The sequence below is a fragment of the Glaciecola siphonariae genome, assembly GCF_042652645.1.
GTDB classification, from domain to species: Bacteria; Pseudomonadota; Gammaproteobacteria; order Enterobacterales; family Alteromonadaceae; genus Glaciecola; species Glaciecola siphonariae.
The window spans coordinates 344,425-367,685 of sequence record NZ_JBHSGU010000002.1 but is presented as its reverse complement, the minus strand read 5'-3'; the positions used below and the strand labels follow the sequence as shown (position 1 = coordinate 367,685).

At 44.9% G+C, this 23,261-nt stretch carries 12 protein-coding genes; 2 read left to right on the top strand and 10 right to left on the bottom strand.

What is annotated here, in order from left to right; genetic code table 11:
* Nucleotides 1-77: 77 nt before the first annotated feature.
* The 4 genes from ACFO4O_RS03090 to ACFO4O_RS03075 all read right to left on the bottom strand — a co-directional run bounded on the left by ACFO4O_RS03090 (nt 78) and on the right by ACFO4O_RS03075 (nt 3,523).
* Nucleotides 78-812 (bottom strand): hypothetical protein, encoded by a 735-nt coding sequence (locus ACFO4O_RS03090; protein WP_382405880.1) that lies wholly within the window; start codon nt 810-812, stop codon nt 78-80.
* A gap of 174 nt (nt 813-986) precedes the next feature.
* On the bottom strand, nt 987-1,139 hold the full coding sequence (locus tag ACFO4O_RS03085; RefSeq protein ID WP_382405879.1) for a DUF5989 family protein: 153 nt from the start codon (nt 1,137-1,139) through the stop codon (nt 987-989).
* Nucleotide 1,140: 1 nt separating this feature from the next.
* Complete coding sequence (locus ACFO4O_RS03080) at nt 1,141-1,605, bottom strand: SxtJ family membrane protein (RefSeq protein WP_382405878.1); 465 nt, start codon at nt 1,603-1,605, stop codon at nt 1,141-1,143.
* A 1-nt stretch (nt 1,606) separates the two neighbouring features.
* Nucleotides 1,607-3,523, bottom strand: coding sequence for a carbamoyltransferase family protein (locus tag ACFO4O_RS03075; RefSeq protein WP_382405877.1), 1,917 nt, complete (start codon nt 3,521-3,523; stop codon nt 1,607-1,609).
* 245 nt (nt 3,524-3,768) lie between these two features.
* Between ACFO4O_RS03075 and ACFO4O_RS03070 the strand changes: the two genes are divergently transcribed.
* Together ACFO4O_RS03070 and ACFO4O_RS03065 are read left to right on the top strand one after the other, a co-directional pair.
* Complete coding sequence (locus ACFO4O_RS03070) at nt 3,769-5,709, top strand: SGNH/GDSL hydrolase family protein (protein WP_382405876.1); 1,941 nt, start codon at nt 3,769-3,771, stop codon at nt 5,707-5,709.
* Nucleotides 5,706-7,583 (top strand): hypothetical protein, encoded by a 1,878-nt coding sequence (locus tag ACFO4O_RS03065; RefSeq protein ID WP_382405875.1) that lies wholly within the window; start codon nt 5,706-5,708, stop codon nt 7,581-7,583. Before ACFO4O_RS03070 ends, ACFO4O_RS03065 begins: the two co-directional genes overlap by 4 nt.
* A 110-nt stretch (nt 7,584-7,693) precedes the next feature.
* Here the strand turns inward: ACFO4O_RS03065 and ACFO4O_RS03060 are convergent, their stop codons facing one another.
* The 6 genes from ACFO4O_RS03060 to ACFO4O_RS03035 form a co-directional block, all read right to left on the bottom strand.
* On the bottom strand, nt 7,694-8,908 hold the full coding sequence (locus tag ACFO4O_RS03060) for an RICIN domain-containing protein (RefSeq protein WP_382405873.1): 1,215 nt from the start codon (nt 8,906-8,908) through the stop codon (nt 7,694-7,696).
* Between the two features lie 324 nt (nt 8,909-9,232).
* Nucleotides 9,233-13,588, bottom strand: coding sequence for an alpha-1,6-glucosidase domain-containing protein (locus tag ACFO4O_RS03055; RefSeq protein ID WP_382408206.1), 4,356 nt, complete (start codon nt 13,586-13,588; stop codon nt 9,233-9,235).
* A gap of 71 nt (nt 13,589-13,659) precedes the next feature.
* Nucleotides 13,660-16,671 (bottom strand): TonB-dependent receptor, encoded by a 3,012-nt coding sequence (locus tag ACFO4O_RS03050; RefSeq protein ID WP_382405872.1) that lies wholly within the window; start codon nt 16,669-16,671, stop codon nt 13,660-13,662.
* Nucleotides 16,672-17,001: 330 nt separating this feature from the next.
* Nucleotides 17,002-18,486, bottom strand: a complete 1,485-nt coding sequence (locus ACFO4O_RS03045) for a tryptophan halogenase family protein (RefSeq protein ID WP_382405871.1) — start codon at nt 18,484-18,486, stop codon at nt 17,002-17,004.
* Entirely contained in the window at nt 18,487-19,977 is a 1,491-nt protein-coding gene (locus tag ACFO4O_RS03040; RefSeq protein WP_382405870.1) for a tryptophan halogenase family protein, read from the bottom strand.
* A gap of 115 nt (nt 19,978-20,092) precedes the next feature.
* Entirely contained in the window at nt 20,093-23,035 is a 2,943-nt protein-coding gene (locus ACFO4O_RS03035) for a TonB-dependent receptor (RefSeq protein ID WP_382405869.1), read from the bottom strand.
* Nucleotides 23,036-23,261 lie beyond the last annotated feature (226 nt).

The following is a 23,261-nucleotide window of genomic DNA, read 5'->3' as shown; positions in this document are numbered from 1 at the left end:
TTATGGACGATTGTTTTTACACACGTTGCACCCAGACTGCTCAGCTATAATTAAGCTGATGTTCATATTTAACCGAATTATGCTCTGCGACGCAGGAGCAAGCCACCAATCACCAGTGTTAATAAACCAGCAAGTGCAGGAGCATTGACTTCTTCGTAAGTAGCCTGCAAGAAAGCAGAACCGCCAAACTCAATGTCAAGTGCACCTAAAGGCATAGGGAACGCTCCACCACCAATGGCTACTTCGCCATTAACGCCGTCAAAACCTATTAACTCAAAGGTAACAGTGTTAGCAGCAGCGGTTAATAAACCCAAAAGCTGTGGGTCGTTTACTAAGTTGCTAGCAAGTGTAAATAAATCGGCTGTGGTAATTGCCTCTACCGCACCAAAAACTTCAGCAATGGTGGGGGTAGACGTAGTTAACAATGAGGTGAATGCCGTAAATACGTCTGGGTAATCGGCGATACCAAAGCCAGAGTTGAATTGGTCAACCATTGCGAAAGTACCTAAATCAACCAGCGTTTCTGAGTTTGTGATTTCATCGATGATGTTAGTTTGGTCATCTGCATCATTAACAACTAGGAAGCTCTCAGCGGCAAGACCTAAAGACCATTGTGCTTGCTGGTCAAACGCTGGAGGCATTACATCAGGACCAAACACAGAAAAGAACATCGTTCCGTCAAATCCGTTGGTATCATCGTATTGAATATTACCGCTGGCAAACACACCCGCTGTCGCCGTAATAGGTGCCGCGTGTGCCTGACCTGCCAATAAAGCGCCTGCTGCGCAAAGTGCAATTAGCAATTTTTTCATGAGTATATCCTGTAAGAGTTATAAAAAAGGTATGTGCGTAACAGCGTAGCTGTTCGCCCTTACAGAAGGGTTTGCATAAATCATGCCCCTAATTTTTTACATTAGATTCATGCACTTACAAAAAGACACCTTGATAAGTGTAAAAAAAATAGACAATTTAAGCTAAACAACATATTAGAAAAGCGTATAAATAAAGGTCGCTAGGGCACTTTGCTGAGTAGCCACAACAACCGCTCCAAGTAGCGCAAGCACTACAATGATCGGTAACAGCCAAATCTTTTTTCTTACCTTTAGAAACTGCCACAGGTCTTGAATAAACTCCATCATCTTAAAACGGCTCCTTGAGATTTTGCTTAGTAATGGGTGCGGAGCGCGCTTGCCACGCGCTCTTTTGCCTTTCTATTGATTTGTATTGGAGTTTACCCAACAAGCGCATACATATGCCCATCGGCACAATTAATAAAAAGTAGGCTAGCGCTAAAATTAACTTGGTATTTAACCACCCAAGGATTGAAGCAACAATCATCCAAAGGACATAAGGAACATAAAGCATTTTCGCATTAAAAATATACAGGACCATAAGCAAAAGAGACACAACTGCAGGCCACATGGGCACTGACGTCGCGAACAACCATGGAACCGCCAACATGAAAACTACTGGAAACGCGACTGCCATAGTCAAGGCAAAACTCTGCAGCGTGTCTTTATCTTCAGGTTGTGCAAGGGGCAGCATGATACTGTCGAAGGGTTTGGATAAGGCTAAAACAAATTTGTACATAAATGAACTTCTCATATCAGTCTTTTGCGAATCGAACACGTTTAGCGCGTTCAATAGCGAGTGCTGGCTGCTGCGTTTTGTATAACACCGTGTTGCACATCACCAAAATATCCATGTCAGTGGCTAAAAAACATCGAATAGCATCTTGCGGACTGCGCACAGGCGGTTCGCCGCGAACGTTAAACGACGTATTAATTAACATGCCGATATTGGTAAGGCGTTTAAATTCACTAAGCAGCGCATAAAAGCGAGGATTGATGTTTTCATGGACTGTTTGCACCCTCGCGCTATAGTCAACATGCGTGATTGCTGGCAGCTTGCTGCGAATATTATTCACCTGTTCTAAGCCTGTTAGCGCAGATGCGGATGTTTCTTGCACTAACCGATGCTCTTCACGCACGTTTGCAACCATCAGCATGTAAGGGCTAGTAGCGCTCAAATCAAACCACTTTGCAGCGTCTTCAGCAAGCACCGCTGGAGCAAAAGGCCTGAACGACTCTCGTTGTTTTATTTTTAAATTCATTTGTGACTGCATGTTTGCGCTTCGTGGATCGCCCAGAATAGAGCGATTGCCAAGCGCTCGCGGTCCAAATTCCATTCGCCCTTGAAACCATCCCACCACTTTGTCTTGTGCAAGCTGTTCGCTAATGTGACTGTAAAGCGCTTGGTCATTCAAGAGCTCAAACGGTAAATCCTGCGATTCACACGCTTTTATAATGGCTTCATCATTAAATTCGTCACCCAAATAAGCGCCTTGCATTCCATCGCATTGCTCGTCTTGCACGGCGGTGTCTTGATGCTTATCTTTAAATACACTGTGCCAAACCTGCAGTGCCCCTCCTAGCGCGCTTCCAGCATCACCTGCTGCTGGCTGCACCCAAATATTTTCGAACATGCCAGACGCTAACAGCTTACCATTAGCAACGCAGTTAAGGGCTACGCCGCCTGCTAAACAAAGGTTTGAGCACGCTGTAAGCGCTTTAGCATGAGCCGCAATTTTCAGCACAATTTCTTCGGTTATAACCTGAATGCTAGACGCCAAGTCCATTTGGACTTGGGTAATCGGCGCGTCAAAGGGATGAGGGTCAGTATTGAACAAGGCTGCAAATTTTGCGTTGGTCATTCGAGAGCCAACCGCAAAATCAAAATACTGCATATCAAGTGTAAAACTACCATCATCACGAATATGCACGAGTTTCTCTTTGATGATGTCAACATACTTAGGTTTGCCGTAAGGAGCCAAACCCATGAGCTTATATTCGCCCGAGTTTACTTTAAAGCCACAAAAATAGGTAAAAGCGGAATACAACAAGCCTAAGCTATGAGGAAAGTGAATTTCTGCCAGCGGCACCAGTTCGCTGTTTTCACCGCGCCAAATAGATGAACTAGCCCATTCACCCACACCATCAAGGCAAACCACCGCTGCGCTTGTAAACGGGCTAGGATAAAAAGCCGCCGCTGCATGCGATTGATGATGCTCAGTGAAATAAAGCTGCGGCAGTTTAGTCGCCTTCACTCGCTTTTTAATTACCGATACATCTACTTGCTCTAGGTTCTCTGAGGTTTTTATTTGCTCAAATAACAGCGCACGTAGCTCTCTTCGCAATAGGCTCTTGAGATAGAGCTTTTCTTTGAGCCAAATGGGCATTGCACGAGCAAATGCTCTAAAACCTCTCGGAGCGTTGCCTAAAAATGTCTCAAGCAGACGCTCAAATTTGAGCAAAGGCTTGTCGTAAAACACCACTGCGTCCAGGTCTTTTATACTCATGTTAGCTTGTATCAAGCAATACGAAATGGCCTCTTTCGGAAAGGACGCATCGTGTTTAATGCGTGAATAGCGTTCTTGCTGCGCCGCAGCAATCACCTTTCCGTTTACCACAATTGCAGCGGCACTATCGTGATAAAACGCTGATATTCCTAAAATGGCCGTCATATATACGAATTTGAGTGTGTATTAAATAAATGTGAGTGTACTTAAATTATTCACAAGATGTTACTAGCGCGTGTTTATCTTTATTCATTATTTGTGTGGGCGTCAAAAAAAGCCTCTATCTGTTTAATCTTTATTGATAGCAAAATTATAATGAAGTACTCGCGCCTTGTGGTTACACTTAGTGGCTATCATATTCATCCATTTGATGAGCGTTAAATGCTATCGCCATGTAAAAAGTGAGATAAATGAGCCCTAAATCGAGCCCACGGGCTATGCATTCAAATTACAAACGCAAAGCTGCATTTTACGTCATTGCGGTGATGCTACCATTTATTTTTTTTGGCCTACTCGAGGGAGCGCTGCGTTTAAGCGGCTTTGGTCAAAGTTATCCTTTGTTCATCCCCTCTGCGCAAATATCGGGATATCTACAGCCCAATCCAGATATTATTAAGCGGTTTTTTTATCCCGCTGCACATGCACCTGATGTCGCGCCTGATACTTACTTGTTTCCAAAACAAAAAGCACCTAATACCCTTCGAATCGTTACATTGGGTGGCTCAACAATGGCCGGCTTTCCTTACGGACGGTTTGGCTCACCTGCGGGCATGTTGCAACAGCGAATTAATGCTTCTCATCCAAACCTTAATGTTGAAGTTATTTCAGTTGCGATGTCGAGCATCAATAGTTTTAGCCTGCTTGATTTTACCGATGAGATAGTTTCCATCGAGCCCGACGCAGTGCTTATATATGCCGGCCACAATGAATACCTCGGCGTAATGGGCGTTGGCTCAAGTTACGCTGGCAAAGGCAGCTATAACGCAAACCTGCTCTTCTTGCGCTTTAAAGAATGGCGACTTTATCAATTACTTCAAAAAATATATGCCAGCATATTTATAGAAAGCGTTACGCCTAACCAAGAAGAGCAAGCATCATCAAGTGCTAGAACATTAATGGCTAGCGTCGCCAAAGAAAAGAACATTGCCTATAACAGTGCACTGTATAACACTGGCAAAGAGCAGTTTAGACAAAATTTATCGCTCATCCTCAATGCATTCTCTAGTGCGAAGGTGCCCGCATTTGTCAGTAGCATTGCTTCAAACGAAAAGGACCAAGCACCCTTTAATTCTCTTGTAGATACAGAGTTTGACAGCGCAGCGGCTAACCTCAATAACCTTCTTGGTGAGGTTCTTGGTTATGATCTAGGGGATGTTCTTGAAAATGCTTATGGAAGTGGCCAGCGCGCAAATGCTCCAACGCAGTTGATTAACGAGTATGAGCCGCTCATCGAGCAAAATAAAAACCGCTTTCATGCTGATTTTGAGTACGCCCTAGCCTTGGTCATGTTTTTACACAAGCCTGTACAAGCTAGGATACATTTTGAAAATGCACGAGACTACGATTTGCTTAGGTTTAGAGCACCTAGCGAATTTAACCAGATTATTAAGTCGGTCAGTGCCACGCATGAGGCGAGGTTCGTCGATAGCGCTAGCGCTTTACGACAGGCAAGCGAGTATGGGGTTATTGGCAATACCTTAATGCTTGAGCATTTACACCCTAACAATCGAGGTTATTTTGAAATTGCCGAGGCGTTTTATCAGTCGTTGCTAAAGGCTAAATTACTGCCTGCACCACTGCATAAAATAAGCAAAACCCAAGCATTAGCCTGGCAACCGCTGTCGAAGATTGACCTTGTATTTGCGCAATATAAAATCATGCAGCTGATGTCAGACTATCCATTTACCGACACGCCTAAAAATGTGTCAATTAATGATATAGATAGGTCCGTGCTGTCAAACGCCGAGTATCGCTTACTCAAAGAGCGAATCGAAGGTGGTAGTTTTGTTGATATTCAGCAAAAGCTGATTGAAGTCTTGCAACAAGAAGGTCGATATTTAGAAGCGGGTATCGGGGCAGGCGTGCTCTTTGACGCCCTACCGAACCAGCATCAGGTTGCCCGCATTTCCTCACTGCTGCTGCTTAGAGCAAACGCCTTACCGCTGGCCCAGTACTATGCGCAAAAAGCAGTCACCTTAAATCCTCGAGATACAAATTATCAACTCACACTGGCGGAGATAATATTTAAACTCGGTGATATTAATGGAGCAATAGAGCGCTTGAACAAAGTTATTGCCCAAGACCCAGCAAATCTTAGAGCCAAACAAATATTAAGAGCCATAAAGCCATGAATAAGGCAAACACTCGTAACAAGCAGACCAAAGTTAAGCCCCAAGCGAACAGGCGCTTTGCGTTTTATGTAATTGCGTGCGCTATCCCCTTCGTGTTTTTTTTGCTGCTTGAAGGCGGATTAAGGCTTATTGGCTTTGGCAAAGACGTGCCGTTGTTCATTGAAAATCCGGCTAACCCTCAGTATTTACTGCCTCGGCCGGATATCATGAAACGATACTTTTCAGATAATGCTGCCCAACCTAACTTAAGCCTGGAGGCCAATTTTTTATTGGCGCAAAAACCTGACAACGGCCTGCGAATTTTTGTACAGGGCGGCAGTACCGCTGCTGGCTTTCCCTATGGTTTAGGCGCGTCACTTGCCGCAACTCTTGATCAACGTTTAAAGCAAACCCTGCCCGGTCGACATGTCGAAGTGATCGGCACGGCCCTGTCAGCGGTCAACAGCTATACCCTGCTTGATTTTGCAGATGAAATTATTGCACAACAACCGGATGCGGTGCTTATTTATGCCGGCCACAATGAGTATTTGGGCATTCTGGGCGTAGGAAGCAATTTCACCTTTACCGGCGCGAACCGCACCACCTTGTGGTTTTTATATCTAAGACAATGGCGTGTGTTTCAGCTCATACAAAATCTGTTTTTTAACGCGAACCTGCTTAACGGAAAGCTGAGCACTGATGAAAGCAATGCCCAAAACACCCTTCAAGATGCCGACGCAGAGCACTCTGCAAATGCTCATGTAAAAACATCAGCCGAAAAAATGGCAAGCTCAAGGACGGTAATGTCGCAAGTCGCTAAGCATAAGCGCATCGAATATCAAAGCGAGATGTTTAACGCGGGTATTGAGCAATTCGCACGTAATATGGCTTTGCTTATCAATAAATATAAAGACGCTGGCATTCCTGTATTTATCGGAACTGTCGCCAGCAATCAGCGAGATCAAACGCCTTTTTCGAGTTTACCAGCAAGTCCTCAGCATCAGGCCCTCTTTGATAAAATGCGGGCAACTTCGCTCGATAATTCCACCGACTCTGCCCGTAAAGCAGCATTAGGGGAATGGCAAAAAACAAGTAGCGCGTTAATCTCTTCTCAGTCCGCTGAGTTACACTTTAAAGTGGCCAAACACCTTGAAGCCTTATCGCTGTATAGCCTGGCAAAACAACATTACATGCTGGCCATTGAACACGACTTACTGCGCTTTCGCGCCCCTGCTGCCATTAACCAGCATATAGAAGAACTCAGTGAAAGCTCTCCTGATGTATATTTAGTCGACACCCTTGAAGCTTTTGAGCAGCGCAGTCCTCATGGGATAGTGGGTCAAAATTTGATGTTGGAGCATCTGCATCCAAATCTACAAGGTTACTTTGTGCTTTCTGAAAGCTTTTATCAGTCACTCAAAGGGAGTGGTTTGTTTCAGCCATGGCAGAACGTGCCTATCGAAAAGGCATGGCAACAACGCTTAGTGCTGCCCAGCGAAGAGTATTATGCTTTTGCCACCATTCAAAAGTTAAAGTCTGACTATCCTTTCGTCGATTCACCAATAGCGCTAAAGCTTCCTGCTCCAGCAGACTGGCAACAAGAGCTTGGGAAAGACCTTTTCGAAAAGCAAATTAATTGGCTATTCATGATGGAAGAAAGTCTCAAGCGCTATCGGGCTAAAAACAACGCAGACATGACGTTCAAAACACTGCAAATTCTTGCTGACGCCCTGCCCCATAACGGCTTATATAATGTGCAAGTAGCCGATATTATGTACAAACAGGCGCGACTTAATGAGGCCTTACATTATTACAAAAGAGCAAGGATGGCAGGCGCTGTGGGAAAAGATATTGATAATAAGATAGAAGGCATTCGACGTCGACTGAATATGTAGGCTGTGGACACCATGGGCATATCTTGAAATAAAAAAGCTGCAAACCGTTCAAAAGATGCCCGGTTTGCAGTGCGTTTTTGATGACCGTTATAGAGTGCTAACGTTAATTGCTAGTAGCCCGTCAGTTTCCACTTCTGTGAGCTCCAGCCGGTGTTTAATGGTGCCTGCACGAGCTGACTGCCATTGTCTGCATTTTCATGTAAATAGAGTTTAGACCACTGGTTTTTAATGCGGTACTTATCGCCTACCTTCTCAAAGCGCCACTTTTGTGAACCCCAATTAACATTTAAATTTGCCACTTTCACCACGTCCCATTGATTTGTAGAGCCTGCAGTAAGATATCTATTGGTGTGGCGGTTTTTAATGCGGTACACGTTGTTAGAGACCTTCTCAAGGACCCATTTTTGTGATGACCAGTTGGTATTGAGATTAAGCACCTCAACACCCGCCCAATTCCAGTTATTACCGGCGTGCAGGTAACGACCTTTCCATCCGCCTTTTATGCGCTTATTTCCAGCAATCGAGTCAGTGTTTTTATTTTCACACGAACCGTCAGTAAAGCTGGCGGGAATACACTTACGGGTGATTGTGAAGTCGCGATAGTTTTCGCCATGTGTTTCAACGTTAAATTTTACGCCGTCTACACGTTTGTTAGGCAAACCATTTTGACGCCATTTATTTAAAATAGGCTTTAATGTGGTAGTACCGCTGTTTCGATAGGTTTGACGCACGGCCCAGTACTGCACCCAATCACTAAAATAGAACACATAGTGCTTATAGGTAGCGCCGTCATGGGTAGTCTCACCAATATATTTGTTTTGTGGATTACCACTGTCCCAATCGTTCAGCAGCCAATCATGCATTTGTTTAGGCGTTCTGCTCGCTTTATCGATGATGTAGTTTTCGTACCATCCGGCTAAGCCGTCTGGATTGCCAGAAATCCAGTTAACCGACACTTTAGGGCCATACCACCAAGAGCCGCTGCCAGAACCACTCACGCTAAATGAGGCATTTACTGCAAATTTTGATGACACATCATCTACTTTGCCTATGCTGAAGGTGCCCGCAAAGCTGGCATCAAAGCCGCCTTTGCTGTGGTCAACACTGATGGTAACTCGATTATTGTTTAAATCTCGATATTTACTGCCGTTAAATTCAGCGCTTTGCCACGCTGAACTTGCATAGTTACCAGAGTAGATGGTGTCGACACCTGAAGAAGTAGCTGCATGGGCAGACGATAAGCCAAGTGTGAAAGTTGTTAATAAAACTGAAAATCCCACGACAGATTTCCGCGATATGCGTTTTGCGTTAAAACAATTCAACATAATATGTGTTCCTATTTAAATTAACGATAAGTTGGTGTGTATGTCGTCGTGCGAGTGTGGTTCAAAATTTGAACAAAATTAGACTAGGCTGATATGCGGCGAATGTATACCCCACTAAAGTGTTAATTTAATGAAAACAGATTGTTAAATTTAACTATTTTATTACGTTATTTACTATTCATATTTTTGGTTATTTAATTTATTAACTATATTTCATAACTAGATTTAGTAATTACACTTAGGCCGTGTTGATCTTTACGCATAAAAAAACCGCCAGCAAAAGCAAGTCTTGCTGGCGGTTTTGAGGTCTTTCTTAGATTTTATTTAGTCGTTTCGGATAACCTTAACGTCTCGTCCAATCACTCTAAACTCATAATTGCCGGCCTCAGGTCCGGCAATTGTTAGATTACCGCTGTTACCATCCTGATTTAGGTGTTTGAGCGTTTCGAGCGGCACTCCCGCCTCAGCATCAGAGAAGGCACCTAAGTTAACAGTCGACCAGTCAGAGCTTGCTACTTTAAAGGCAACATCAGCACCTGTTAGGTCAATGTTCACCGAATATACGCCATCGCCTTGGTAAACAAGTGGGTCAGATTCGCCCCACCCGTTTAGACTGCCGCGCACATATACGGTAGTTGCGCCAAAGAACTCTTCAGCAAATACGCGTACCTTCGGTGCATCTAAGTCAACGGTATCAAATACAAAGATGTACTTACCCGCTTCGGTGATATCAAGTTTTAAGTTATCACCGTTTTCCGCCAGCGCGGTATTTTCAGCCAAGTTAACAATCGCATCTTCATCTGCACCTGATACTGCACCTAGATTCGGCATAGCCCAGTCGGCATTCGCTATCTTGAACTCGTGCCCTTGGGCCGCTAAATCAAGCGTTGCTCGGTAAATACGTCCACCGTCGTATGAGAGCTCGTTATCTGTGCCCCAGCCGTTCATACTGCCGCGAACGTAGATTGGCATGCCCACATAAGGTTCTTCATTGCTTACCGTAAGCACTGGCGACTCTGCTTCGTTTGCATCTAATGAGAAGATGAAGCTCGCTGAGACACTTGGCGTGATGGTCATGTTGCCATTGCCACGAATCAAGGTTTTTGGCACATCTTCTTCAACAAGCGCGTCGTCGTTACCAAAATCTACGGTAGACCAATCAGATGAAGCTACTTTGAAGTTATAGGTTGTACCGCCTTCAAGTGCAATTGTGGTTTCGTACACACCATTGCCCTTATAGGTCATTGGGTCAGCCTCACCCCAGCCGTTCATTTCGCCGCGTACAAATACTGTTGTATCGCCGTAAGGAACAATATCTGGCGCACCGGCAGTGGCAAATGCAGATAATCCATAAGCGCGTTCGCTACCTTGGTTTTTAACAAACACAGCCATGGTAAGCGCCGGTACGGTAAATGTACCTTTAACATTATCGCCCTCAGAGCTATCGCTAAAGCTTGCGCCGCGCACGAGTGGGTCAACTGAATTTGCATGGATGCTATGAAGCTCAAAACCCGCTGCGGTAGCAACGTCAATAGACTTTTCGTTGTAACCCGAGTTCATAACCACCACAACAGCGTCGTACATCGGGTCAAGGTCTGCCAACTGCGTTTCGGCCCCTTCAACTACGCCATCATCTAAGCTCATCACAATTAGGCCCTGCTGCTGGCGCTCACCTAGGTTATGGAAACCTACGCGTGCCTTTATATCATCAGCGCTGGTTAGCCTAAACAATGGGCTACTTGAGCGGATAGACAAAAACTCTTGGAACACTTCAGCCGCAAACTCAATATCAGTCATCGCTGCTGCTCTGTCTGGAGAGTTCATAAACTGCGAGATTTCAGACCAACGATTCTGGTTGTCTTCTGCTAAGGGCAGACCCACATTCCAGTTGTTGCTCGCAAGCGTGAAATCAGTGTAGGTGAACCAGTCGCCCGCATCATAGGTGTTTCTGTCCATTGACTTAGAGCGAAGGAAGTCGCCACCAATTTGCAAGAACGGAATACCTTGTGACATTAGCGGTAAGGTAATACCGATGTTTTGAGCGCGAACGCGTTGCTCTAAGCTAAGGTCAGCCGGAAGCACATAGTTAAATTGATCCCACAGTGTTTCATTATCGTGTTTTGAAACGTAGTTGATTATGTCTGCGGGATCTTTTGCATAGCCGCCTAGGGCAGAAGTATTGGCATCAGCACCACCAGCTGTTTTCAATACAAAGTCGGTCAATGTGCCTGAAAGGCCCATCTTCACTCGGTCTTGCGCAGCAAGCGCCGCTTCGCTACCTTCTTCTGATGAAAATATCTGGCCCTGTCGAATCGCTTCTCGAATACGGTCGTTGAAAGTACCAATTTCAGTGCCCGCCATATTGACTTGGCTAGCAATTTCAAAGTCTCCGTATGGCGCGGTATTTTTGCCCCAACCTTCTCCGTAGAAATAGGTATCTGGGTCAACCGTTTTTACCGATTCAAACAAATTTACCATCGTTGTTTTTGATGCTTGCGACATGATGTCAAAACGGAATGAATCAAATTTATATTGCTCAGCCCACATCAACAGTGAATCTTCCATGAATTTTTCCATCATGCGATTGCGCGGCTCCGTATCGTCGCAGCACGTTTCACGAATGATGTCACCAGTTTCGATGTTATAGCGATGATAGTATCCCGGCACCACTTTATCGAACACTGAATTTTGAAACAGTCCAGACGCGTTAGTATGGTTATACACCACGTCTAGCGCCACACGCAGACCAATTTCATGCAAAGCCTGATTCATTGCGCGCATTTCTTTGATACGAACAACGCTATCGGGATCTGAAGAGTAACTGCCCTCGGGCGCGTTGAAGTGCTTAGGATCGTAACCCCAGTTAAACTGGTCAAAACCGCGCAACTGTTGGGCAAAGGCTTGCGCTGCACCCGGCTCAGTTAACACGTTGAACGACTCATACACTTCTTTAATTGTGCTATTTCGGTCGGTGCCGTCATTACACACGTCAGAAGCCGGTGCAAGGGCACAAAACTCTTGTATAGTGCTTGTCCAATCAACCGTGCGGTTTACATCTTCGTTAATTGTTGCAATATCATTTGCAGGCAAGATATGGAAATGCGTAAGCCCCTTTTCTGCTAATGTGGCTAAATGCTGCATAGGCGCAGAGTCTTTTTCAGTGAATGCTAAATACTTACCGCGATTAGCTTCACTTGTGCTTTCATCTCTGGCACTGAACTCACGGATGTGGCCTTCATAAATGACTGCATCTTCAAAGTTCCCGATGGTAGGAATAGTGTGCGTGTCCCAACCTTCGGGTTTCAAATCTTCATCATCTAAATTCACAAACTGAGAGAAACGCCCGTTTAACGATAAACTTACCGAATATGGGTCGGTCACATCCAATATTTCAATCGTGTCGCTCGCCGGATGATAAACCGTTACCTCAAAGCGATATAACTGGCGATCGAGTCCCATATCACCTTCATACGACCAAATACCTGTAGCAGGGTCTAGGGTCATTGCATTGGTAGAGGCAAGTGTTTTATTCGGGTTGTATAGCTTGAGCGCAACGTTTTGCGCGGTAGGCGCCCAAACACGAGAGCTTATGCCACTATCAGTGTAAATCGGTCCGAGCATTTGCTCGTCAGCGTCGTTGTCACCGGCAGTGTATATTTGGTCGAGAACGTTTGGAATTTGTAAGCGTGTGGCAGCCACAAGCTTATCTTCTGAGTCGTAAGCGCCCAATATTGCTTGTGTTTTCAATACTGCTTTAGCGTCATCTACCGACCAGTCGCCAGCAAAGGCAGGTAGTGAATCAAGATGCGGAGCAATTGCTTTTTGCGCATCAGTTAAATCAACTTCGGTAAGCGGCGCGGTTGTGCTGTTGAGTACTCCGTCCTCTAGCGTTATATCAATACTTGCGTCAGCAGAGTAATGCAGTTTGACGTTTTTGACGAGCGCAAAATCTACGTCCCACAAAACAGTTTGTGCATCTAACCAATGAGCCTGAGCCCCTTCAACCGAAACAGGTTGTTCGCCCAAAGAATCAATCGGAAATTCATACACTTCCGGTACACCCGACAGGGTAAAGTTCATGCGTGCAAAGCGCGGATCATCCTGTGACAAATTACCTTTAAAGTCGGCACCGCCAAGCTCTTTACCAGAGTCTTCTGTACCGATGTGAATAATAAAGTTATGGCAGGCACCAGGCGTTCCCGCATAACCGGGTTTCAAGTCTAAAATCCAATACGCACCATAGGTAGGGTCTATGCCATCGTGTATGCGTCCATCGGCCCAAGGCGTATCGGCATCTGCGTAGGCATCGCATGCATCATTACTCCAAGTATGCAAGCGCCAGCCTTCATAGGCATCGTCGTTAGGGCTGTTGTCAGCGTCGACATCGCCTCGGTTGTAATACAACACGGCTTGGTCAGCTGCTGGGAAAAATACAGGATCGGGAAGGTCTGGATTAACCCCCACAATACATGCATCGTTAGTAGGATTCGGTACCGTTGGTGGCGTACACTGAATCGGCGGCGGCGGAACACAAGCCGTGCCCGCAGCATTAGGTACGTTTGGTACGCTACACGTTAGCGCAACCTCACCTGACTCTACGCTCGAGCCTCCGCAAGCGCTGAGCATAAGTGCGCTTAATATAACAAATATCGCGCCAGCTGCTTTTCGTAAATTGATCATGGTTGATGACTCCAATGTCTGGCGGCTGTTACCAACCGCTAATTGACAAATATTGCTTAAATTAAAATGTTTCATAATGAGTAAGTCACCCCGAGGAAGTATTGTGTACCAAAGTATTGAATGGTGCCTGTTCGAGACTGGCTGCCAAAGAAGCTTTTGGTAGGTTCGTCGGTAATGTTGTTAGCTTGGAACAAAATGCCTACGTTATCGTTAATTTGATATGACGCTTGAAAATCAACCACAAGTTCTGAGTCAAAGTTCACTACCTGTGAGTTTACCGCCACTTGTTGAGAAACAAACTCATCTCGATAACGCGCATTTACGCGAGTCTCAAAGCCTTCATATTCCCAAAACAAGGTACCGCTGAGTACATTTGGTGATAAACCGGGCAAGTCAGATGAGAATACGCCTTGGTTTGGATCGGCAATACGGATAATTTCTGTCTCGGTATGCGAAAAGCTCGCGTTAACGCCTAAACCTGACCATAAGTCTGGCAAGAAGCTAAATACCTGCGTATATGCAATCTCAACACCGCGAATATAGCCACCTTCGGAGTTGTTAATCGCTGTGGTGTAGGCACCATTTTCAACCGGAACAGTTACTGTGAGCGGCAGTCCATTAGCATCAAGTACCGGTATCAACGTGCCGTTACCGTCGTCTTCTTGCACTACTAAGTCAACTTCCTCAGGTACATTAAAACCGTTTGCTCTAAAGTCGTAAGGGTCTGTGGTATTGCGGTCTACGAACGACTCAATGTCCTTGTAAAATAAGGCTAGCACCACCGCACCATCGGTTTCTGTAAAGTAGTGCTCAAACGAAATATCATATTGGGTTGCATAGAAAGGACGTAAATACGGGCTATTGTCTGATTGACCAGACACAGTCGCTTCGCCCCTCACGGTAACAATTCCGGTGTCGATATCTCGCTCAGCAATCGGTCTAAATACATCTACGCGAGAGTTCGCAAACATTTCGTTAATCGGTGCCCGCCCCATTACTTTCGCCGCCGCTACGCGCACATAGCTATTGTCAGTGACACGAAAGTTAAGGTTAAGCGACGGCAGATAATCGGTATAGGTGTCTTCTAGTATCACTGAACGGTACTGGTCGGTTACCAAGCCAACTTCATCAGCAATCAACTGTGCGCCGGCATCTACATCGCCGTCAACATCTTGCAAGAAGGTAGACGCTTGTTTTGAATCAACCATCCTTACGCCAATATTACCGGTAATACCGATATCTCCTATGGCGGTATCAATATTGGCCATGACATAAGCTGAGGTGACTTCTTCGTATACCTCGCCGCTCTGTAGCACTGACCAAGATGTATCGGGACCAACAATTACGCCGTCAACAGGATTGACTAGGCCATCAAATCCGGTGCCCCAAGTTTGACGAGGCTGCGGCGCACCGCCCGGGAACCACGCATTCAGGGCAGCGTCTAAATCAATTGATAAATAGCTAGGGAAATAGCCGAAATCACCTTCCCAGTTAACCACTTCAACCATGTCTTGGGTTAAGCGCAGTGGCGGCTGAGTAGTAGAAAAATCCGAGTCACTACCATACTCAAACACACTTCTGTCATTAGTATAAGTACGGTCTGAATAACGTGCACCAAATTCTATGCTCGAGAAATAATCGTTGTCTAACTCATACTTAAAGTCTAGGCGATATGCGTCAAGTTCGTCTGAGTTTTGGAATGGATAAATACCGTATTTTGAAACCAACACTCGGTTGATATCAGAAAATGCATCCGATTGATTAAACCCAAGATCGGGTAAGTCAAGGCCGTTAAGTAGGTATGAAATTGAAATATTTGTATCAAGCTGAGGGTTAACCGCGTTTGCATCTTCCGATACTAGCGACCAAAGAAGACCGTTACGGAAGTCACTTTCGGCAGCCGAATGCGAGATGTCAAAATTCAATGACCAGTTGTCGGTCATCTGCCAGTCACCATTTAGACCGTAATTTCTAATTTCATCAAAGTCTTGGTTATCATCGTTAACGAGCTCAACGCGGGTAAAGCCAGTACCGGAGCGCGCAAAGTTTCCACCGATTACGTGGTTATCTACGACTACAGGGTTGGTAATGCCAACGTTAGGCGCTTCAAGCTTTACTCGAAAACCACGGGCGAACTCTTCTGAATCAAAGGTCGAATAAAAAATGTCGCCCTTGAGCGTAAAGTTATCAACAGGTGCCCATTCTACGGTTGCGACATAACCATCACGGGTTTCTGCACCGCCTTTATGCTGCATTTCAAAGCCTTCGCCAATACGCTCGCATTCAACGCACTGCCCTGCCTCAGGTGCATTTGGATTAAAGTTTTCAGTATCTCCGGGAAGACCATCAACGTCAGCCTCTCGGTTATAAGACAAACCTATAAACTGTGTCGATACACTTGGCTGATACAATCGAGCATAACCTAAGGCGACGCCCAAGGTACGGTCTAAAAACTGACCTTGATATGAAAAACTAATACGATGCCCAAACTCATCAGCATCAGGCACTTCGCTGGCCCGGTCGTTGTACATACCGCGCACATTAGCATTAAATTTATGCTCTTCTGTGTTCGACAGTGGATTTGCCGTTGTCAGTTCGACGGTACCCGCAACGCCGCCTTCAATAAGCGATGCTTTGGGAGATTTATAAACCGCACCAGAATAAATAAGTTCAGAGGGGTATTGATCAAATTCAATTGAGCGACTGCCGCTGGTAGAAACCTGTTCTCGGCCGTTTAAGGTCGAAAATACAAAGTCGCCAGACAAACCACGAATATTGATTTCAGCCGCTTGCCCGCCGGTTCTTACCGCAGAAATACCGGGTAGTCGTGTCAGTGCATCGGCAATAGATACATCAGGCAAACCGCCTAAATCGTCAGCAGAAAGCTGTTCGGTAACCGTATCGCTAAAACGTTTCTGATTTAGTGATTTTATTAAACTGGTACCAAAGCTTCGTACTTCAATAACCTCAATTTCGTCATCAGGTGTAGGCGAGTCTTCCTGAGCATAGAGAGGGAAGCTTCCAATTAACAAACCACTGGCAATAAGTGCGCTAGTGATCAGATTGGGCTTGAATTTGTTCATATGAGTGTCCCGTAACTTTATAAAAGTGCATAAGGTGAAGGTATTTATCGTTGTTTTAGCGTCAATGTGATTTAAGCACGAGGTCTATAAATGGACTGACGCCGCTATTATTAAAAATTACCCACCGCTTATGAAATGTTACATTTTTGCTAACAAATTTAACATAGCACTGCATACGTATTCATGCAGGCTATGTAAACACTGTGCTGCACAACTAAAACGATTAAGTATAGAAATTGCCTGTGAGTGACGGCAAAACGTTAGATTTTATCGATGCAAAGGCAAGACGAAATAAAATATAGAGGGATAGGAGGCTGCGCTTAAATGAGGTTAAACGCTAGCCACCTTTGAAAAGTTAAGCATACAGCCACTGAAGAATTCTTCTAACTTATAGTCTTTATACAAGTCACCTTTACCCGGTTGGTTAGGCGCTAAATTAGGGAAGGTGCCATATCCTGCCAGCAAGCAATGCCAAGAGGCAGTACCAAAATGAGAACTTAAATTTTGTCGCTTAATTTCTTGTTGTAAATCGCCGTTATTAAACCAAACCTGCAGAATATGTTTCAATGAATCTGAAATCGCGTTATTTGCGCGATTATCTTTCCAATACTGACTATCGTCTCTAGAGTTAAGCTTATAATGCGCCACGATATAATTGCGCACAGCTTCAAAATTTTCGGTCATCTGCTGGTTATAGCTTTGTTGATGCTGTGTAGTAAATTTGCCCTTTCCGTAGGCATCTGCAAAGCTTTCAATGGCCGTTTGCACTAGGTGCAGTGCAGTTGCTTCCAAGGGTTCAATAAAACCTTGTGAGAGACCGAGCGCTAAGCAATTCTTCGCCCAATGTTGCTCCACCTGCCCTACTTTCATCTTCAGATGCTTAACCGGTACGTCAGCATCTAATAAACCAAGTTTGGCTCTTAATTCGTGCTCTGCTTGCTCAGCGTTAATATAATCTGACGAATACACATAGCCGTTGCCTGTGCGATGCGTGAGTGGAATTTGCCACGCCCATCCATGCGATAAGGCGCTAGCATGCGTCTGATTTTGTAATGGTGTTATGGCAGCTGACGGCATCGCCACTGCTGCATCATTGAATAAATTGGACTTAAATGAGTTAAATTTTACGCCAAGTGTTTTTTGCAGCAGCAGGCTATCAAAACCTGTGCAATCAATAAATAAATCACCTTCGATACGCTGACCATCTTGCAGAACAAGCGCACAAATATCACCACTAGCAGATGTTTGTACCTGTGCAATATTGCCCTCGGTATGTTTTACGCCTTTTTGTTTGGCTCTACCGGCAAGAAACTGACCTAGCAGGCCCGAATCAAAATGGTAGCCATATTCAACGTCAAAAGGAAAGTTTGGCGGCACAAGCGGCGACTTACCTTGATTAGCTAACCAGCCATTTAGTAAAAACTTTTCTGGACGAGTTTCAACATCTAAACCCAGACGACGGGTATAACAATTCACATAAAAGCGACGTTCAGAAAATGTATCAACCTGAGAGATAAACGGATGTTGATAGCTGTTGTATTTTGCTTTGGGACTCCAGTCATTAAACTGGATAGACACCTTATAAGTCGCGTTGCATTGTTCCATCCACTCAGATTCAGGTATCTCTAAGGTCTGAAAGAAGCGCTTTAGTGACGGAGTGGAGCCTTCTCCCACTCCGATGATACCAATTTGCGCAGACTCAACCAGATGCACTTCTACGTCTAATTGTTGCCAATAATGCTGTAATAAATTGGCGGCCATCCAACCGGCAGTGCCACCACCAGCGATAACGATTCGATGAGCTTGAGACGTCATTTACGCACCCACATATTGCTTAATAAACTCATCGTGCGGGAGCATTTTACTCATCGGCTGTTGCTTTGCATGCGCAATTTTCTGCATGGTATCCATTAATTGCTGGTCGGACAATATATTGGCTGCTGGATGATAGTCTTGAGGCATTAAGCCTTGCCCCATCATAACCTGTAGCCACGACGCGTCTTTGAAAATATCGTGCTGATCATTAAAGATAGCGCCCACTTCTTTGAACACATCAATCTTTTGCTGCAAGCGATGCGGCAAGGTCAGATTTCTCATGTCATGCCAAAAGTCAGAATCGGTTCGCTCGTTCACTGCATAATGCAGAACAATAAAATCGCGAATAGTTTCGTATTCAATCACCGACTCTTCGTTGTACACGCTCACCGCAGCCTCTTTAATGCCGTCATGCGGGAAAAGTTTAAGCAGGCGTACTATCGCTGACTGGATCAAATGAATACTCGTGGACTCAAGCGGCTCCAAAAAACCGCTTGATAAACCAATTGCGACCACGTTTTTGTGCCACTGATGCTGCGTGCGACCCGTTTTAAACGTGATCTTGCGAACATCATTAACCGGTTGAGATTGCAAATTACCCAATAAAGTCTGCTCAGCCTCGTCATCGCTCAAGTAGTCCGAACTATATACAATCCCGTTTCCGTTACGGTGTGTTAAGGGAATACGCCACTGCCATCCCGCTTTGTGCGCAATACTGCGCGTGTAGGGCAAGGTTTTATCAAAACGATTAGTCTGTACTGCCAAGGCTCGGTTTGCGGGTAATAAATGTGACCAATCCAAATAGTCAACGCCTAAAGTCTTTTGAATAAGCAAAGCGCGGGTGCCCGTGCAGTCAATAAAGAAGTCACCTTTTATTTGGCTCCCATCTTTAAGTTGCATACCCGTAATGTGACCATTGTCTTTGTCAGTAGCAATATGGTCGATAATTCCCTCGGTGCGTTTTACGCCGGCTTTTTCAGCTATTTTACGAAGATATCTTCCATAAAGCGCCGAATCAAAATGATAGGCATAGGGCACCTCGTAAACAGGGTTTTGGGTGTTTATTTTATTAAACACCTCATTTTTACAACACAGGTAATTTAAGTCAAAATCCCACAAGGATTGGGTAAACCCTTGTTTCTGCGCTCTTAACCAATAGTGCTGGAAATTACAGAATCCAAGATTAGCACCGGGTGCGCCAAAGGTATGAAAGTAGCTATGCCCCTCATGCTTCCAATTATCAAACTGTATCGCTAACTTAATGGTGCCGTTTGTTTCTTTGAGAAATTCTTTTTCATCCAAACCCAAAAACTGATTGAATATTTGGATAGGCGGAATAGTCGCCTCTCCTACACCAACAATGCCGATGTCTTCGGACTCTACAAGCTCTATTTCAACTTGTTGATGCAGTACTTTTTGCATCAATGCTGCTGTCATCCATCCAGCGGTTCCGCCGCCAGCAATCACCACTTTTTTAATTTGGTTTTGCATCTATGTCGCCTGTAATAACCTGTTACGTATAGCCCAATACTACCTTGTTCTATACGTAAAAAGTCAAAAAAAAGACCCCTAACCCGAAGGTTAGAGGCCTTTGACACACTAACTATTAATAGAACGAGTAGTTGAAGTTAACCATGTAACGTGGACCGAACGAACGACGTTCGGTTACAAGGCCATTTCCATCAACTGTTTCTTCCTCTACATCAGTCAAGTTTTGACCCTGTAGTGAAATACGCAGACCTTCCAAAGCATCAAAGTTTGATTGATCGAAGTCATAACTGATTTGCGCATCGACGATGGTTACGCCATCACGAGTCGCTTCAGCAATTTTGTTCGAACCACCACGCTGATACGTTAGGAACTCAGAACGCTTAGTACCTGCAACACGGAATTCCCAACCACTCATTTCATAGTAAGCTGTTAATCCGTAAGTTGTATCTGACTGACCAGGAATGGCGGAACCATTGTCTAGCTCAGCATCGATAAATGATGCTGTGGCCGCAACACCGAAACCTTCCAGCGCATCTGCGAAAACGTTAAGTGGAACGTTAGCCGTTAGCTCAACACCACTTACCGAGCCGGTCAAACCGTCTTGGAAAGAATCAAAGAAACCAAATCTTGGTGGAGTTACCAAATCACCCACGTTGTAGAAAGTGTCTAATGGACCATACGTTCCCGCTACGTCGATTATTCTGTCGTGGAAACCAGGAATGAAATAATCAGCACCGCCGTTTGTCGCATCATTCGTAAAGTCAATTAACTCATTACGATTCTCTGTCCAGTTAACCAAGTCTTTGTAGAACAAGGCCACAGCGATATAGCCGTCTGGTGCAAAGTAGTTTTCGTATGAGATATCAAAGTTGTTTGACTCAAGCGGACGCAATGTTGGCGAACCTTGCTGCTTAGACCATGGCGTACCAAACTCACGTACAGCGGCTTCAGTGTCTGGAGTCGCAATAAGCTCAATGTTTTGGTTAAACTTAACAAAACCTGATGCGCTCATTTGGTCTATACGTGCACGACTGATTGTTTTAGACGCTGCAAAACGAATAAACTGCTCATCGGTCAATTGCAAAGACATATTTAAGCTTGGCAATACCATTGAATAATCTGCACCGTCAGTAACAGCACATGCTTGATCAACTGTGCCAGTAGCGTCGTCTAAGCATACAGTTGCATCAGACTCAACAATCGCGATAAAGCCGTTTGACGATTGGTCAGTATCAATAAATTGCAAACCTACGTTACCGAATAAGGTCATATCACCAATGTCAGTTTCAAAATCACCGCGAACAAACAAGGTCATCACTTCTTCATTGATTTCGTAAGTATCACCTAAACGGTCTGGCTCAAGTGTTTCTGCTTGTACTCGAGTGTAGGTGCCATCGTTGTAAGGACCAAAACCGTCGTAAGCTACAACGTTGCCTAAACCAGCCCAAGATAAATCAGCTAAACCAAAGCGATACTGCTCAGGAATGAGGCTATCTACGCTGCCATCTGGATTACCATTACCAAAAGGATAATCTGGTGTAGTAACAAAGTCACCGTTGTTGTCTTTGGTTTTAGTTCGGTCGCTATAAAACGCGCCGAATGTAATTTTATTAAACACGCCCCACTCTACTAAACCTTCGATGTCGAAGCGCGCGGTGGTTAGCTCTTCTGTGAAATCAGCGTAGTTAATAAAGCCGTCTTGCGCATTCAAGAAGCTATATGTGTTACCTGAACCGTTTCCTTGCAGGACGTTAGATGCAAACAAATCGGCCTGTGAAGCCAAACCGCCGCCCCATACTTGAGGACCGGTTAATTTAATTGAGTTAAAATCACCAAAGTCCATACCTGATGTGCCGGTAAAGAAGATGCCGCTCGGGCTCATAGTAAACTCACGAGAACCAAGTTGGTCAGCAGTAAGTGAACCTGAACGACCGATACCCGCGTAAGACTCAGCGCGCAAATACGTCTTTTCTGACTCGTTGTAAGCCACATCAAATGATGCAGTCCACTCGTCGTTAAGCGCATACTCTAAGTTTAGGCCAAGCACGTCTAATGTGCCCTCAGTGTTTTCAGGGTCAGTACGCAACACAGGGTTTGCGCCTACCTGACGACCGGTGTTGTTTGCGCCGCTACCTGAAATATTTACAGATGCGAATGGTTCGATGAATCCACGCAAAATACCTGAGTCTTCGTAATCAATCGTAAGATAATCTACAACGATGTCTAAATCGTCTGTTGGTTGCCACTGCACAACACCTGAAATGGTATCACGCTTCAATTCTTTTGAAATCGCGAAAATATCTAAACCAGTTGGAGTGATGATTCCGGCGTCATCTTCACTATAACCCCAAACGCCATATTTACGTTGGTTAGTGGGCGACTCTGTGCTAGCCACTGCAAGTGCAACGCCTAGTGTGTCATCCATAAACTTACCTACCCAAGCGCCGGCAACTCTAAATCCGTTGTCGTCAAACTCAGGGTTGTCAGAATCGTTTGCAGTCATGTCATATACAGCATTAACCGTTAAGGTTTCTTGTGCTTGCAAAGGACGAACGGTCTGCAAATCAACCGTACCACCAATGCCTGTTGTCATTAACAATGCATCAGTCGTTTTATATATGGTTGCACCAGTCATGATTTCTGCTGGGTACAAGTCGTATTCAACACCACGGTTATCGCCAATACCAAGAACTTCACGACCGTTCAAGGTTGTGCCCGTGAAATCTTCTTTAAATCCACGAACCGAGATACCAGCAGTACGACCGCCGCTACGCTCACCGGCAAGGCCTGGTAGACGTGACAATGATTCTGCGATAGAAGAGTCTGGCAACTTACCGATGTCTTCTGCAGAAAGTGCTTCTACAATAGATGAGTTGTCTTGTTTCACTGCTTGGGCACGAATCAGCGACCCGCGAATACCCGTTACTGCAATGATTTCAGTGTTTTCGTCTTGAAGAGCCGAATTCGCATCTTGCTGCGCGATACCCGCCCCTGAGTAAAGTGCGCTAGAAACTGCAATAGACAGAAGCGCTGGTTTGAATAGTTGTTTTTTTATCATCTGTGTGCCCTGAGATTATTGGTTCGCATTGTTAAAACTTGCTAACAATTTACAACCTGTTTTTTAACATTCCGCATCATACTCAGATGCGTGTTATCTTGCTAACTACTGCATACGTATTCAACCGTAATAAAAACAATGCATTAGCGTAATTTTGCTGCAAATGATGTCAAAACCACCTTTTTTTACCATAGCGAAAGCCGATTTTGTTCCATCACGGTAGTCT